Consider the following 15,643-nt stretch of genomic DNA (forward strand, 5'->3'; position numbering starts at 1 on the left):
CAATTATTGACGAATTTTAGTAGATAAGAATAACTAATTAAATTTTAATAGAAAAGTTTACAATAATTTAGTGGTTTATAGACAGGTAATTATTAAAATTCAATAGAGTAAACATTTTGTCAATAATTATAAATGAGGGCCGTAACCCTCATCTTTTTTTTGATTCTAAAGTCATTACTTGTGATGATTGGTTACGTTAGTTATTCATGCCTTGCTTTTCGTGCTAAATAATTACCAAGACTTTGTACGAGTTGCACAGTGATAATTAATATCACAACTGTAATAATGACAACGGTTGTATCAAAACGTTGATAACCATAGGATATGGCTAAATCTCCAATCCCGCCAGCCCCAACTGCACCAGCCATAGCCGTTGCGCTAATTAAGCCTATTGTTGCTGTCGTCAGGGTTAAAATTAAAGAGCTAAAAGCTTCGGGCAACATAAAGTGCCAAATAATTTGTAATGGTGTTGCTCCCATAGACTCAGCGGCTTCTATAATGCCACTATTGACTTCTAGCAGTGAATTTTCGACTAATCGTGCAATATAAGGCGCGACGTATACTGTTAGAGGTACAATTGCTGCTGCTGTGCCGATCGAACTGCCTACAATGAGTTTAGTGAAAGGTAAGATCGCTACTAATAAAATAATAAACGGTAAAGAGCGTAGCAGATTAATTATTGGGTTGATGATCCGATATACTTTACGACTTTCTAATAATCCTGATGGTCGTGTGGTGACTAAACAGATACCTAGAGGAATCCCCAGTAACGAACCTAGTACCAAAGCAAAAAACACCATTATTAAGGTTTCGTACGACGCTTGAATAAATTGTTCAGCGGTTAGTGTAGTGGCAAAACAAGAACTTAAGTAATTGATAATATTATTTAAGGTTTCCATTTAATTCCTCTCCCATTGTTTAATCTCGGTGACTTGTACACCACACTGACGTAGATATAGTACTGATTCTTCAATATCATTGTTGTTGCCTTTTAATTGAACAAACATACTGCCGAGTACTGTTTTTTCAATTTCTGACATATGGGCAAACAAGATGTTGACGACTACTTTTTGTTTTAATATCAGCGAATTGATGACAGGCTCTGAGGCTGATCTTCCTAAAAATTCGAGTTTGAATAATTGGATATTATCTTTATCACCTTCTATTTCAATTAAGTTTTCAACAACACCAGTTGGGATCTGGTCATTAATCACAGAACTGACAAAGTTTTGAGTAGTATGATGCTTTGGATGACCAAATACGTCCAGTACATTACCATGCTCAATAATTTGGCCTTTTTCCATTACCGCGACTTTATGACAAATTTGCTCAATCACATGCATTTCATGAGTAATAAGTACTACAGTGATCTTATATTTTTCATTGATTTTTTTGATTAAATCTAAAATTGATTGTGTTGTTTGTGGATCAAGCGCTGAAGTCGCTTCATCACAAAGTAAAATATCAGGGTCATTCGCCAATGCACGGGCAATACCAATGCGCTGTTTTTGTCCACCAGAAAGTTCCTTAGGGTAGCTATTGGCTTTATCACTTAATCCCACAAATTCTAATAGCTCATAAACTTTTTGTTTTATTGTTTGCTTATCTTTTTTGATTAAAATTAATGGAATAGCGATATTTTCAAATACAGTTTTAGATTCCAGTAAATTAAAATGCTGAAAAATCATGCCAATTTTTTGTCTTACATGACGTAAGTCAGCATTTGATAATTGATTTAGTTGTTGATCTTGGACAATAACATTTCCTGTTGTGGGTTTTTCAAGAAAGTTAATTAAGCGAACTAAGGTACTTTTTCCCGCTCCACTATAGCCAATAATGCCATAGATATCACCTTTATCAATGGTTAAATTAATATTGTGCAGCGCCTGAGTGGTGATGCCGTTTCGCTCATATTGCTTAGAGACATTTTCAAATTTAATCATTATTTAATACCTGTTAATTGGTGTTCTATTTCAATTAATGCTTGCTTAGCAAGTATATATAAATAATTTACAGCTGGCATTATCATGTCTATGTTGATTTCAAATTTTGGATGATGAAGCGCATAAGGGCTTTGTGAACCGAGATTAATAAAAGCCCCCGGTACTTGATGTAGATAGTGGGCAAAATCTTCGCCACCTAGTTGCGGTTTAAAATCGATTACTTCATAACCCATTTGCTTAGCGATTGACTGGGCAAATGCAACCCATTTGCCATCGTTAATGACAGAAGGTGGACCATCAAACCATCTTAATTCGGCTTTTGCGCCCATGGCAATCGCGATGTTTTCAATAATACTTTGTAGTTGTTGTTTTACTTTTGCCCTCACTTGTGGCGTTAAAGTTCGCACAGTGCCTTCCATTTCTACTGTTTCGGGGATGACATTCCAAGTGTTACCACCTTGAAATTTTGTGATGCTAACAATAACTGCATCAAGTCCACTTATTGTTCGGCTAGAGATTGTTTGGATGGCACTAACAATTTGTGCCCCTATCACAATGGGATCGATTCCCGATTCTGGTCTTGCTGCATGGGCTCCGACCCCTTTTATTGTGATTTCAATGCGATCAACATTGGCCGAAAAAGGGCCAGCACGTGATGCCATCTGATTGATAGTTAAATTGGGGTTATTATGGAGCCCCAATATTGCATCAACCCCTTTCAATGCACCAATATCTATAAATTGTAATGCGCCGCTAAAGTTTTCTTCTGCGGGTTGAAATAATAAGCGAATCGTACCTTTTAAGTCTTGTTCGTGTTGTTTAAGCAAGTAAGCTGCACCCATTAGAATCGACGTATGTACATCATGGCCACAAGCATGCATGACATCGGGCGTTTGAGATTTATAATTGCAGGCTGTTTGTTCATTAATGGGTAATGCATCAATATCTGCACGTAATGCGAGCACTGGTGAGCCTGAGCCTATTTCTGCTATGACGCCTGTTTTTGCACCAAGCTCTAAAATTCGAATATGTGCCTTTTGTAAATAATACCTAATTGTTTTGGTCGTTTCATACTCTTGATTAGAAAGCTCAGGATGTTGATGTAATTTTCTAAAAAGCTGATGAATACTGTCTGCAATTGATTCACTCATGGTATATCCAACAAATAATTATAGATAGTATTAACGTAGCATAGCTTAATTTAGCAACCTAATAATCGTTTTTTATATCTTATTCCAAAAAGTTATAAGATAGAATAACTTGGAATAAATGAACTATTTTTTCTATGCTAGAGTAGGGTTAAGTTTATAGCTTATTGGGGATAGTTAATATGAAGCATCGTTTTACAAAATTGCATAAAAATATTTTGGTTTTATCGATATTAAGTTTTCTATTTTTACTAACAGCTTGTGATAATTCTTCAAAGCAAGCCAATAATCAAACTAAAAAAGAGATTAGTATGGGAGTATCACCCGGGCCTTATAATGAATTATTTAAAGACGCGGTGAAACCCATACTTGAGTCTGAAGGTTATAAGGTGAAATTAGTGAGCTTTCCACATTTACTTGAGTCAGATGTCGCTTTAAGTGAGGGCAGTATTGATTTGACCGTGGCACAGCACACCGCTTATATGAATGTGTTTAATACTCAGCGTAAGGCCAACTTGAAACCCGTTGTACATGTACCATCTGTACCCGCTGCGATATTTTCAAATAAATATAATTCGTTACAGCAAGTGTTTAAAGGCGCGAAAGTTGCTATTCCACAAGATGCATCTAATGCTGCCCGTTCGTATAATTTGCTTGAAAAAGCCGGTTGGATAAAGTTAAAACCGAATACCAATCCTATTATTGTAAGTAAAAATGATATCGAGCAAAATATTGCCGGCATTACTATTATTGAGATGGATTCGGCTAATATTCCTCGCGTGATGAATGATTTAGATTTTGCCGTTATTCCTGGTAGCATTGTTTACTCAGCGAATATTGATCCGAATAAAGCATTACTGTTAGAAACGATAATTCCAGATTTAGAAATTATGGTGGTCGTTAATGCGGGCAATGAAAATAGTCAATGGGCCCAAGATGTGAAACGTATTTATCAATCTCAACAGTTTAAAGATTATATGCAAGCGCACAACCAAAATGGTTATTGGGTGATGCCACAAGAGTAGTTTAATCGCTTATTTTAACAAGCTCAGTTTGTTACGAGCTTGTTAATATCTTGGCATGTTTTTGTCAACCATTAATGCCCAAGCATCTATACCTCCAGTCAAATTATAGAGATAATCAGTATCGAAGCCATTTTCAGCCAAATAATTTGCGACATTTAAACTTCTTACGCCATGATGACAATAAATTACAATATCAATTTCATCGGGGATTTTATCTAAATAAAGCGGGATCAGATTCATTGGAATGTGCATTGCATCCTCAATTTTGCAGAAATTGACTTCGCTAGGTTCGCGCACGTCAAGTAAAACCAGTTTGTGTTGTTGTTTTAGTTTTTGAGCAAGCTCAATAGCGGTGATGGATTTTATAGGTATCATATTAAAAACTCTAAAAAAATGTTGTGAACAAGTTTTAGCTAAATACTTTTTTTGAAAAAAAACAGCGCTAATTATTACAAGTTATCATCCTATTAATGATTAATAGGATGATAATGATCATTTAAGCGGCTAATGCTTTACTGATTTTTTCATAGAGATCTTTAGATAGATGTTCTATTTTTAGTAATGCATTAAGCGCTTGTCGCATTTGCTCTTGTCGTTTTTCATCATAACGTTTTAAACGAATAAGTGGATCGATTAAACGTGCTGCAACTTGAGGATTTTTCTGATTTAATTCTGTCAAAATTTCGACTAAAAATTGATAACCACTGCCATCTTGTGCATGGAAGGCGACAGGATTGTTATTGACAAATGCACCGATTAAAGAGCGAATGCGATTTGGGTTAGTTAGCGAAAATGAACGGTGATTTAATAGTTTTTTCACCGTTGCTAGTACTTGCTTATCAGGGCTTGTGGCATTTAAAGCTAACCACTTATCCATCACGAGTCCATCTTGATGCCATTTATTATCAAAATCGATTAGTAGATCTTTTTGGCAATTAAGTTGAGCTTTAACAGCCGTTGTTAATGCAGCAAATGCATCAGTCATGTTATCTGCATGATAATATTGCTGGCTAACTAGATGTGTTACTTGTGACTTATCATCAGCGTAAGCAAGTAGTGTTAAACACGCATTTTTTAATGAGCGTTTTGCAATATCAGCATGAATAATTTGATATTGTGTTGTTTTATTATGTTGATAAACCGCCTGTAATTCATCATAAAGTTCATTTGCAAAACAGGTTAATAGAAAGTGGCGCACTTGATAAATGGCCATTGGATCAACAACAGCAAAAAGATTAGCTATTTCATTTTCTGAAGGTAAAGTTAATATTTGGGCGATAAGAGCAGGATCGGTTGATTCTGATAATAACACTGCTCTAAAAGCATCTAACACTGTTTGCGGTAAGGTTAGATCCTTTTTATGTTGGTAATTATCAACATTACTACGTATATATTTTGCTAAAAGCATTTGTGCAGCATCGTAGCGACTAAATGCATTGGTTGCATGTTGCATTAAGAAAATGAGTTCATCATCTTGATAATGATATGTTAATTTAACCGGTGCTGAAAAATCACGCAACAATGAAATAATCGGTTTTTCATCTATATGATCAAAAACAAATTGCTGTTTAGTCTGGGTAAGATTTAATACATGGTTAATCGATTTACCTTGTGATTGCAACGCAATGACATCACCATTGCGTCGATACAGTTCAATATCAACTGGGATATGTAACGCTTGTTTTTGCTGTTGATCTTGGGTTGCAGGTGTATGTTGCTCAATTGTTAAAGTATAGCGTTGACTTGTTTTATCATAACTATCAGTAACGATGAGCTCAGGGGTACCTGATTGACTATACCATAATTTAAATTGGGTTAAATCAATGCCTGAGGCATCTTGCATTGCTGCAACAAAATCATCGCAGGTAGCCGCACTGCCATCGTGACGTTTGAAATAAAGCTTCATGCCAGCTTGGAATTTTTCTTCACCTAATAGTGTATGCATCATACGAATAACTTCTGCCCCTTTTTCATAAACGGTAACAGTATAGAAATTATTCATTTCAATAACTTGTTCAGGACGAATAGGGTGAGACATAGGGCTTGCATCTTCAGCAAATTGTACTGTGCGCATAATTTTAACATCATTAATTCGCTTAACCGCTCTTGATCCCATATCAGAACTAAATTCTTGATCACGAAAAACTGTTAAACCTTCTTTCAAACTGAGTTGAAACCAATCCCGACAGGTAACACGGTTGCCTGTCCAATTATGAAAATATTCGTGACCAATAACGCCTTCAATTCCTAAGTAATCATCATCAGTGGCTGTTTCGGGTTTAGCTAGTACATATTTTGAATTGAAAATATTAAGCCCTTTGTTTTCCATTGCGCCCATGTTGAAAAAATCGACGGCAACAATCATAAAAATATCTAAGTCATATTCTAAGCCAAAACGGGTTTCGTCCCAGCGCATCGCATTTTTTAAGCTGGTCATGGCCCATTTTGCACGATCTAAATTACCTTTATCGACATAAATTTCTAGTTCAACGTTACGTTTTGATTGGGTGATAAAATGATCTTTTAAAATATCAAAATCACCTGCAACTAAGGCAAATAGATAAGCCGGTTTTGGAAACGGGTCTTGCCACTGTACCCAATGACGATCGTTGTCAAGTTCACCTTGAGCAATGCGATTACCATTAGAAAGTAAATAAGGATATTGTTTTTTATTGGCCGTAATTCGAGTTGAAAATCTGGCTAACACATCGGGTCTATCTAAATAGTAAGTAATGTGGCGAAATCCTTCAGCTTCACATTGTGTACAAAGTGCATCCCCTGAAACATATAGTCCTTCAAGCGCGGTATTATCAATTGGTCTGATTTCGTTAACAATGGTTAAAGTAAATTCAGATGGAACATTTTTAATGATTAATCTTGTTGTTGTGATTTGATAATCAGTCCAAGGTTGTTCATCAATATTTACTGAAACCAATTTAAGTTCTTCACCGTCTAAAATTAAATTGTCAGCGTGAAGATTTTTTTTGATAACATGACTACGGGCGATAACTGTGGTTATTTCTGCCGCTAAATCAAAATCAAGGTCGATGTCAGTAATTGTAAAGTCGGGTGTTTTATAATCTAAGCGATGTTTAGCTGTAGGTTGTAATTTAAGTGTTTGGCTATTCATTGTTATTAAGACCTTTTCGTATTTGCTTAATTTGTTAGCTGTATTGTTTTTATTATAGCTGATTAAAAATAATCTGACTTAGATAATTAAGCTATATCTTCATTATTATTCTGCTATAATCTTGAGAATTTGATTTAAATTATTAACAATAAGTTCACATGTTACCAGCTATAATTACATCAATTTTAGATACGGATGCTTATAAGTTGCATATGCAGCAAGCCGTTTTTCATCGTTACCCTGATGTTACTGTTGTTGCCGAGTTCCGTTGTCGAAGTGATGATTTATTAGGAAAATATGCTGATGAAATTAGGCATCAAGTTAAATTAATGGAATCGTTAGCACTTTCTGATGATGAGTTTACTTATTTGTCGGGCATCTCTTTTTTTAAAACTGATTATTTAAATTGGCTTAGAAATTGGCGTTTTGATAGCCATTTATTGACGATAAGTAATGAAGATGGGGTGTTAGTCATTCGCATTGAAGGAAAATGGTTAGATGTTATTTTGTGGGAAGTGCCGTTATTAGCTGTAATTAGTGAAATAGTACATAAAGATCGCTCACCAAATATTGGAGTACCGGAAGCATTAAACCGACTCAAGCAAAAATTGGCAAAGTTTGCAGATCAAACAGCCAATATTGATATGTCCGGTTTTAATTTAATGGATTTTGGTACCCGTCGGCGTTATTCCTTTGCTGTACAAGAAGCTGTTGTGAGTTATCTAAAATCACACTTTGATAACTTTCATAGTACTAGTAATTATTTATTGGCTTATCGTTTAGGATTAACACCGGTTGGTACTCAGGCTCATGAATGGTTTCAAGCACATCAACGCTTAAGTTCAAACTTACAAGATTGCCAAAAAACGGCTTTGCAAGTGTGGTTAGACGAATACCCACAAGATTTAGGTGTTGCGTTAACTGATTGTATTACGATGGATGCCTTTTTACGGGATTTTGATTATTATTTTGCCTCTCATTATCAAGGGCTTCGTCATGATTCGGGTGATCCCATCGAATGGGGCGAAAAAGCGATCAGCCATTATCAAGCATTAGGCATTGATCCTAAAACGAAACTATTAGTCTTTTCTGATAGTTTAAATTTTGATAAAGCGCTCAATATTTATAAACACTTTAATCATCGAGTACAACTATCGTTTGGTGTAGGTGGTTTTTTAGCGTGTGATATTCCATCAAACGATGTAAATACTAAAGCGTTAAATATTGTCTTAAAATTAACCGAATGTAATAACCAATCGGTTGCTAAGTTATCTGATAGTCCAGGTAAAACGATATCGCAAGATTTAGCTTTTATCGATGAGTTAAAGCGTACATTTAGTGTCAAACATTAATAGTAATTAATGCGTTAAATGTTATTAATATGACAAAATCAACATGAGTATTATGGATGATATTTGCTTAATATTGCTTGATTACACGATGACTGTAATTTCAAGGTAAATCATCCTGAGATACTTAAATATTATTTGATAAACTACTATAGAGATGGATAATTAAAAATGATTTCAGTTGCACCTATTGTTGATGTGTTACAAGGCAAGATAGCTGTTGGAAGCACTATTTCAGTTCAAGGTTGGGTCAGGACCCGACGTGATTCAAAAGCTGGTATTTCGTTCCTCGCTGTGTATGATGGTTCATGTTTTGACCCAATCCAAGCGGTAATTGAAAAAGATCTACCGAATTATGAACAAGATATTTTACGTTTAACTGCGGGCTGCTCAGTCAAAGTCACAGGTACTGTTGTTGAATCTCCAGGACAAGGTCAGCAATATGAATTGCAAGCAACACAAGTTGAAATTTATGGCTTTGTTGATGATCCAGAAACTTATCCTATGGCGGCTAAACGTCACTCAATTGAGTATTTACGTGAAGTTGCTCACTTAAGAGCTAGAACCAATATTGTTGGAGCGATTACACGCGTTCGTCATACACTTGCTCAAGCTATTCATCAGTTTTTTGATGAGCGAGGCTTTTTTTGGCTTTCTACACCAATCATTACCGCATCAGATACTGAAGGTGCGGGCGAAATGTTTCGCGTTTCGACACTGGATCTGTTAAATCTACCAAAAACTGACAAAGGTAACATTGATTTTGATAAAGATTTTTTTGGTAAAGAGGCTTTCTTAACGGTTTCAGGGCAGCTGAACGCTGAAACTTATGCTTGTGCCTTGTCTAAAGTTTACACTTTTGGTCCTACTTTTAGAGCAGAAAATTCAAATACAACCCGTCATTTAGCTGAGTTTTGGATGATGGAGCCAGAAGTTGCTTTTGCAGATCTTGATGATAACGCCAAACTTGCCGAAGATATGTTGAAGTATGTTTTTAAAACCGTACTTGAAAAACGTGCCGATGATATGAAATTTTTTGCCCAGCATATCGATAAAGATGCGATTAATCGTTTAGAAAGCTTTATCAACGCAGATTTTGCACAAGTTGACTATACTGATGCCATTACTATTTTACAAAATTGTGATGCTAAATTCGAAAATCCAGTAAGCTGGGGAATTGATTTAGCTTCTGAGCATGAACGCTATTTAGCTGAACAACACTTCAAAGCACCTGTGGTAGTTAAAAATTATCCAAAAGATATCAAAGCATTTTATATGCGTATGAATGATGATGGTAAGACCGTTGCTGCTATGGACGTATTAGCACCGGGTATTGGTGAAATTATTGGTGGCTCACAACGTGAAGAACGCTTAGATATGTTAGATAAACGTATGGATGAAATGGGACTTAAAAAAGAAGATTATTGGTGGTATCGTGATTTGCGCCGCTATGGTACTGTACCTCACTCAGGATTCGGTCTCGGTTTTGAGCGTTTAATTGTATATGTTACTGGTGTACAAAATGTGCGTGATGTTATTCCTTTTCCAAGAACACCACGCAATGCAAATTTTTAATATAATTAAATTGTAAACCATTCGCTTACTAGGTTTATTAAAAAAACGATTTGTATAGATTTTATTGAAATAATGATTAAAAAATAATCAAACAGGTGTAATTTTAAGGTTAGACATCTTATTTACTAAAAAGTTCTCTTGATTTTAAAAAAAATTTATACATAATTTACGGTACTGTAAAAAGTAGATAAAAATAATAGAAGTACTATTGTTTTTGGATGAATGATTTTTGTACAAATGACACATGACTTAATGGATAGTGTCAATATTAAAATAACCGTGAGGGTAAAAAATGAAACGTAATCTATTAGCAATCGCTATTCCTGCACTTTTAGTTGCAGCTGGCGCAAATGCATCTATCGAAGTATGGAATAAAGATGGTAATAAAGTTGACTTTTATGGTCGTGTAAAAGCAGCTAACAACATCACTGATCGTAATCAAGTAAAAGAAGGTGATGATACTTCTGCTCGTTTAGGTATGTCAGGTCAAACTCAAATTACTGATAGCGTAACAGGTTATGGTCGTTGGGAATATGAAGCGAAAGCCGGTAAAGATTCTCATAACGAAGTGCGTTATGCATTTGCTGGTTTAAACTTTGGTGACTTTGGCTCATTTGATTATGGTCGTAATGACGGTGTGTTAAAAGCAATCACTGCTTATACTGACGTATTACCGCAATTTGGTGGCGATGCTGCAAATAATAATTGGAATGTGCTTTCAGCTAGAACAAAAGCGGTTGCAACCTACCGTAACAATAATTTCTTCGGTTTGACTGATGATGTAAGTTTTGCATTACAATATGCTGATAACGGTGATAATTCTAATACATATGATCGTTTTAAAAGTGATGCAGATAACAAAGTATCAAGAGAAGCTTATGGTGCAAATGCTCAATGGCGTATTTTTGATACTGGTTTAACTGCTGGTGCCGGTTATGCGCAATCTACTTCAAGTGATCATCGTCATAATACTTGGACTGCTGGTCTAAAATATGATAACTACAATTTATATTTAGCTGCTAACTATTTCCAAAGCAAAATTAAGAAAAGCAGAACAGTTGTATGGGATAATGGTGTAACTAAAGATTATGATAACAAGGTTAAAGGTATCGAATTAGTTGCTCAATATGGTATTGACTTAGAAATTGGTCGTTTAACTCCATCATTAGCTTATGTTCAACACAAAGTTAAGAGCCCTTCAGACCGTTTTTCGGATGCTGAATATATTTACACTGCAGATGGTTACAATTCACCTCTAGCTAAATATGTTTCTGTAGGTGCAACTTATGATTTAAACAAAAACTTTAGTGCTATCGTAGAGTATAAATTTAACTTACTTGATAGAGATGATGTTGGTGCTTATCAAAATACAAAAGACGTAGATTTGAGTAAGCGTCATCCGAGCAAACCAGGTACTAAAGATGTGTTAGGTGTTGGTTTAATTTACCAATTCTAATTTCTATTCTTAATATCTTATAAAAAGGCACTTAGGTGCCTTTTTTTATCATTATTGAAATTTATTTCATATCAAAACACATTTTATGCTTAAAAAATTTTATAGTAAGTATTAAAATTATCGTAAATTTTTAGAATTTATTAAATAAACATTGTTAAATATACTACGTGCATTATTTATTGGTCATTGTTGGTTAATATTAATATTGCATAAAACGTATAATTACTCTGGATTAGTAGTAATTTATGGGTCAAAAGCAAAATATTTTGCCTTATTTAGTAATATAAAAATACCTACGAGGGTAAAAAAATGAAACGTAATCTATTAGCTATTGCTATTCCTGCATTATTAGTTGCAGGTACTGCAAGCGCTTCTATCGAAGTATGGAATAAAGACGGTAATAAAGTTGATTTTTATGGACGTGTTTATGCACTAAATTATATCACCGACCGTGATAATCAAACCGGTGAAGGTGATAAAACCACTGCACGTTTAGGTATGTCAGGTCAAACTCAAGTTACAGAGAACATTACTGGTTATGGTCGCTGGGAATACGAGGCAAAAACTGGTTCAGATGCTGAAAACGAAACTCGTTATGCTTATGCAGGTATGAACTTTGGTGATCTAGGTTCATTCGACTATGGTCGTAATGATGGTGTGTTAAAAACGTTAACTTCTTATACTGACGTATTACCTGAGTTTGGTGGTGATGCATCGGATAATGATCTTTATGCATTAAGTGCTCGTACTAAAGCGGTTGCAACTTATCGTAATAGTGATTTCTTTGGTTTAGTAAACGGTTTACGTTTTGCTGTTCAATATGCCGATAATGGCGATAACAGCTCAACAAGCTATTTTAATAAACATGATCGTGATGGTCACGACAGTGCCGAAGCTTGGGGTTCAGTAGTTGATTGGGATGTGTTAGATACAGGCCTATCTATTGGTGCTGGTTATGCGCAAACTGGTGGTCATAAAGATGCAAAAGCTTGGTCAGCTGGTGTGAAATATGATAATAACAACCTTTATTTAGCCGCATTATATATTCAAGGCAAACAGAAATATGGTTGGGATAATGCTTCAGCTACCCATAGTGCCGATGATTTAAAAACTAAAGGTTACGAAGTCGTCGCACAATATGGTATCGACTTTGATATTGGTCGCTTAACCCCATCTGTTGCTTACATTCAACATCGTGTACAAGACGCTTCAAGCTTTTCAAGAAGTGGCGATGCAGGACTTAAAGGTAATGACTTAATTAAGTATGTTGATGTTGGTTTGACTTATGACTTCAACAAAAATCTACAAGCTATCCTTGATTATAAAATCAACTTGTTAGATAAAGATGACATTGGTGCTCGCCGTGCTTTATATGATGATAGTTCATTTAGTCGATCTCAAATTAAAGCAACGACTAAAGATACTGTAGCATTAGGTTTAATTTACCAATTCTAATTACCCGTAAATTAGGTTTTTAAAAGGCACTTAGGTGCCTTTTTTATTGTCTTAAATCTAAGCAAATAACGCTTGCACTTTAATACATACTCTGTTAAAAACTATCGAATAATCATCGATAGGGACAATAATGATGCTTTACACAACGCGTAAATTGGCTGCCAAAAAAAATATTGCTTTAGTTGCTCATGATCACTTAAAAAGTACTTTATTAAATTGGTGCAGAAAAAACCGAGCAGAACTTGCACATCATAATTTATGTGGTACCGGCACGACAGGGAATTTAATTAAAAAAGAGATAGGGTTAAATATTACTCCAATGTTAAGTGGTCCAATGGGTGGCGATCAACAAATTGGTGCATTAATTGCCGAAGGTAAAATTGATATACTCATCTTTTTTTGGGATCCACTTAATGCAGTACCGCATGACCCCGATGTTAAAGCATTATTGCGTTTATCAACAGTTTGGAATATACCCGTTGCGACGAATGAAGCAACAGCTAATGCGTTAATTCAATCAGCTATTTTTACCCAAGAAGTTGAAATTGAAATTCCTGATTACCAAAGATATTTAGCTGAAAGAGTAAAATAAGTGCCAGTACTGTCGCAAATTCGTAAAACCGGTAAACAAATATTACTACTAGATAATTTATTTATTGTTCTAGGATTTTATGTTGTTTTTCCATTGGTTTCGACACACTTTGTTAGTCAAGTTGGTTGGAGTGCTTTGTTTGTCGGTTTTGCTTTAGGATTCAGACAATTTGTTCAACAAGGATTTGGTATTATTGGTGGTGCTATTGCTGATCGCTTTGGTGCTAAACCGATGATTGTTTGTGGAATGTTTTTACGTTGTGTCGGGTTTATATCAATGGCTATTGCTAGTCAACCTTGGCTTTTATTACTATCTTGCTTACTTTCTGCTTTAGGTGGATTACTGTTTGATCCACCTCGCATGGGGCTGACCATCAAGTTTACCCGTCCACATGAGCGCGGTAAATTTATTTCGCTGTTAATGATACAAGATAATGCCGGTGCAGTGATTGGTGCACTTATTGGTGGTATTTTGATTGATTATGATTTTCATTTAGTTTGTTGGTGTGGTGCATTTATCTTTTTCTTATGTGGTCTTTTTAACCTCTTCTTTTTGCCTGCTTATCATATTGCTATTGGTAAAGCACCCATTGTCAATGGTATGAAAATGGTGCTTAAAGATAAAAAATTTACACGTTATGTCTTAACACTAACGGGTTATTATGTGCTTGGAGTACAAGTCATGTTGATGCTACCGCTAACTATTACCAATATTTCAGGAAGTTCAAGTTATGTGAAATGGATGTACGTGATTGAAGCAACTATCTCATTAATTTTGCTTTATCCTCTTGCTCGGTTTAGTGAAAAACATTTTAGATTAGATCAACGCCTTAAATTTGGATTACTTTTGATGTCGTTTGCCTTTATAATAATAGGATTTACATCCCAATTATCTATTTTGCTATCTCTTATAGCGCTTTTTTACCTTGGTGCAATTATTGCAGAGCCGGCTAGAGAAACTTTAGCAACCGTGTTAACTAATCCAAAAGCCAAAGGTAGTTACATGGGATTTAGCCGATTAGGGCTTGCTTTAGGCGGATTTATTGGTTATACCGGAGCAGGATGGCTTTATGAAATTGCAATCAAGATGGGTTTTCCACATTTGCCGTGGATTATTTTAACGTTAATTGGATTATTAACGTTAGGTTATTTACAATATCTATTTAAAGATGAACCACCTTTCAATTTAGTCAAGATGAAAAAAATTGATTAATTTCACCATATTTAAATAGAATTGCTTCACCAGTGTTTAATTTATGCCAAGTTTCATTTGAAGTTAACGGCATAGTTGAAATAATAGTAACAATATCATTTGGTGTAGTATGCTTTTGAAAATCGATTTCAACATCTTCATCAATTAACTTTGCTTTGCCAAAAGGTGCTTTGCGCGTAATCCAATGTAAATTAGTTGAACAATAAGCAAAGACATATTGCCCATTAGAAAGCAGCATATTAAATATGCCAAGTTGATTCAGTTCAAGTGCACATTGTTGGATATAAGTAAAAAGCTCAATATCATCAGTCGGTTGTTTTGGATATTTTTTATGTAACTGATTAATTAAGTAACAAAAAGCATACTCACTGTCGGTTAATCCAACTGGTTGAAAAATTCCCATATCCAGCTTTTCGTAATCAGTTAATTGCCCATTGTGGGCAAAAGTCCAATTTTTACCCCACAATTCTCGGGTAAAGGGGTGTGTGTTTTCAAGCGCTACCCCCCCACGATTTGCTTGACGAATATGCGCGATAACAGCCTTGGATTTAATTGGGTATTGTTGTACCATTTTAGCGATAGGTGAATAGCTACAAGGCTCAGGATCCTTAAACGTTCGACAGCCTTTACCTTCATAAAAGGTAATACCCCAACCGTCTTTATGTGGTCCTTTATCTCCGCCACGTTTAATTAAACTCGTGAAGCTAAAACAAATATCAGTTGGCACGTTAGCGCTCATACCCAATAATTCACACATT

At 35.3% G+C, this 15,643-nt stretch carries 13 protein-coding genes; 7 read left to right on the forward strand and 6 right to left on the reverse strand.

All coding sequences use genetic code 11. The features are described 5' to 3' along the window. Positions 1-200: 200 nt before the first annotated feature. The 3 genes from J3U59_RS06760 to J3U59_RS06770 are packed head-to-tail and all read right to left on the reverse strand — an operon-like array spanning position 201 to position 3,094. Complete coding sequence (locus J3U59_RS06760) at positions 201-899, reverse strand: methionine ABC transporter permease (protein WP_267333691.1); 699 nt, start codon at positions 897-899, stop codon at positions 201-203. Beyond that, positions 900-1,943: a methionine ABC transporter ATP-binding protein gene (locus tag J3U59_RS06765; RefSeq protein ID WP_267333690.1), complete on the reverse strand. Its 1,044-nt coding sequence runs from the start codon at positions 1,941-1,943 to the stop codon at positions 900-902. It abuts the gene before it with no gap. Next, a complete protein-coding gene (locus J3U59_RS06770) occupies positions 1,943-3,094 on the reverse strand; it encodes an amidohydrolase (protein ID WP_267333689.1) in 1,152 nt (383 codons plus the stop codon). Before J3U59_RS06770 ends, J3U59_RS06765 begins: the two co-directional genes overlap by 1 nt. A gap of 179 nt (positions 3,095-3,273) precedes the next feature. On the opposite strand from J3U59_RS06770, the gene J3U59_RS06775 reads away from it, so the two are divergent. Then, on the forward strand, positions 3,274-4,116 hold the full coding sequence (locus J3U59_RS06775) for a MetQ/NlpA family ABC transporter substrate-binding protein (RefSeq protein WP_267333688.1): 843 nt from the start codon (positions 3,274-3,276) through the stop codon (positions 4,114-4,116). Between the two features lie 42 nt (positions 4,117-4,158). On the opposite strand, the gene J3U59_RS06780 is transcribed toward J3U59_RS06775, so the two are convergent. Together J3U59_RS06780 and pepN are read right to left on the reverse strand one after the other, a co-directional pair. Next, positions 4,159-4,488 (reverse strand): rhodanese-like domain-containing protein, encoded by a 330-nt coding sequence (locus J3U59_RS06780; protein WP_416379593.1) that lies wholly within the window; start codon positions 4,486-4,488, stop codon positions 4,159-4,161. Positions 4,489-4,612: 124 nt separating this feature from the next. Continuing rightward, positions 4,613-7,246, reverse strand: a complete 2,634-nt coding sequence (gene pepN / locus J3U59_RS06785) for an aminopeptidase N (protein ID WP_267333686.1) — start codon at positions 7,244-7,246, stop codon at positions 4,613-4,615. Between the two features lie 158 nt (positions 7,247-7,404). Between pepN and pncB the strand changes: the two genes are divergently transcribed. The 6 genes from pncB to mdtH all read left to right on the forward strand — a co-directional run bounded on the left by pncB (position 7,405) and on the right by mdtH (position 14,885). Continuing rightward, complete coding sequence (pncB, locus tag J3U59_RS06790; protein WP_267333685.1) at positions 7,405-8,598, forward strand: nicotinate phosphoribosyltransferase; 1,194 nt, start codon at positions 7,405-7,407, stop codon at positions 8,596-8,598. Positions 8,599-8,769: 171 nt separating this feature from the next. Further along, a complete protein-coding gene (gene asnS, locus J3U59_RS06795; RefSeq protein WP_416379592.1) occupies positions 8,770-10,170 on the forward strand; it encodes an asparagine--tRNA ligase in 1,401 nt (466 codons plus the stop codon). A 292-nt stretch (positions 10,171-10,462) separates the two neighbouring features. Then, entirely contained in the window at positions 10,463-11,626 is a 1,164-nt protein-coding gene (locus tag J3U59_RS06800; RefSeq protein ID WP_267333683.1) for a porin, read from the forward strand. Between the two features lie 309 nt (positions 11,627-11,935). Next, entirely contained in the window at positions 11,936-13,081 is a 1,146-nt protein-coding gene (locus J3U59_RS06805; RefSeq protein ID WP_267333682.1) for a porin, read from the forward strand. A 133-nt stretch (positions 13,082-13,214) separates the two neighbouring features. Continuing rightward, positions 13,215-13,673, forward strand: coding sequence for a methylglyoxal synthase (locus J3U59_RS06810; protein WP_065634807.1), 459 nt, complete (start codon positions 13,215-13,217; stop codon positions 13,671-13,673). Further along, entirely contained in the window at positions 13,674-14,885 is a 1,212-nt protein-coding gene (mdtH, locus tag J3U59_RS06815) for a multidrug efflux MFS transporter MdtH (RefSeq protein WP_267333681.1), read from the forward strand. Here mdtH and J3U59_RS06820 read toward each other — a convergent pair. After that, a complete protein-coding gene (locus J3U59_RS06820; RefSeq protein WP_065634773.1) occupies positions 14,863-15,642 on the reverse strand; it encodes a class II glutamine amidotransferase in 780 nt (259 codons plus the stop codon). The two genes, mdtH and J3U59_RS06820, sit on opposite strands and share 23 nt — an antisense overlap. Position 15,643: the final 1 nt, after the last annotated feature.

The sequence above is a fragment of the Gilliamella sp. B3783 genome (assembly GCF_026536125.1).
Classification (GTDB): Bacteria; Pseudomonadota; Gammaproteobacteria; order Enterobacterales; family Orbaceae; genus Gilliamella.

Bases quoted from the DNA above. Each gene is read 5' to 3' on its own strand.
- J3U59_RS06760 (WP_267333691.1), bottom strand. From the start codon at position 899: ATGGAAACCTTAAATAATATTATCAATTACTTAAGTTCTTGTTTTGCC.
- J3U59_RS06765 (WP_267333690.1), bottom strand. From the start codon at position 1,943: ATGATTAAATTTGAAAATGTCTCTAAGCAATATGAGCGAAACGGCATC.
- J3U59_RS06770 (WP_267333689.1), bottom strand. From the start codon at position 3,094: ATGAGTGAATCAATTGCAGACAGTATTCATCAGCTTTTTAGAAAATTA.
- J3U59_RS06775 (WP_267333688.1), top strand. From the start codon at position 3,274: ATGAAGCATCGTTTTACAAAATTGCATAAAAATATTTTGGTTTTATCG.
- pepN (WP_267333686.1), bottom strand. From the start codon at position 7,246: ATGAATAGCCAAACACTTAAATTACAACCTACAGCTAAACATCGCTTA.
- pncB (WP_267333685.1), top strand. From the start codon at position 7,405: ATGTTACCAGCTATAATTACATCAATTTTAGATACGGATGCTTATAAG.
- J3U59_RS06800 (WP_267333683.1), top strand. From the start codon at position 10,463: ATGAAACGTAATCTATTAGCAATCGCTATTCCTGCACTTTTAGTTGCA.
- J3U59_RS06805 (WP_267333682.1), top strand. From the start codon at position 11,936: ATGAAACGTAATCTATTAGCTATTGCTATTCCTGCATTATTAGTTGCA.
- J3U59_RS06810 (WP_065634807.1), top strand. From the start codon at position 13,215: ATGCTTTACACAACGCGTAAATTGGCTGCCAAAAAAAATATTGCTTTA.
- J3U59_RS06820 (WP_065634773.1), bottom strand. From the start codon at position 15,642: ATGTGTGAATTATTGGGTATGAGCGCTAACGTGCCAACTGATATTTGT.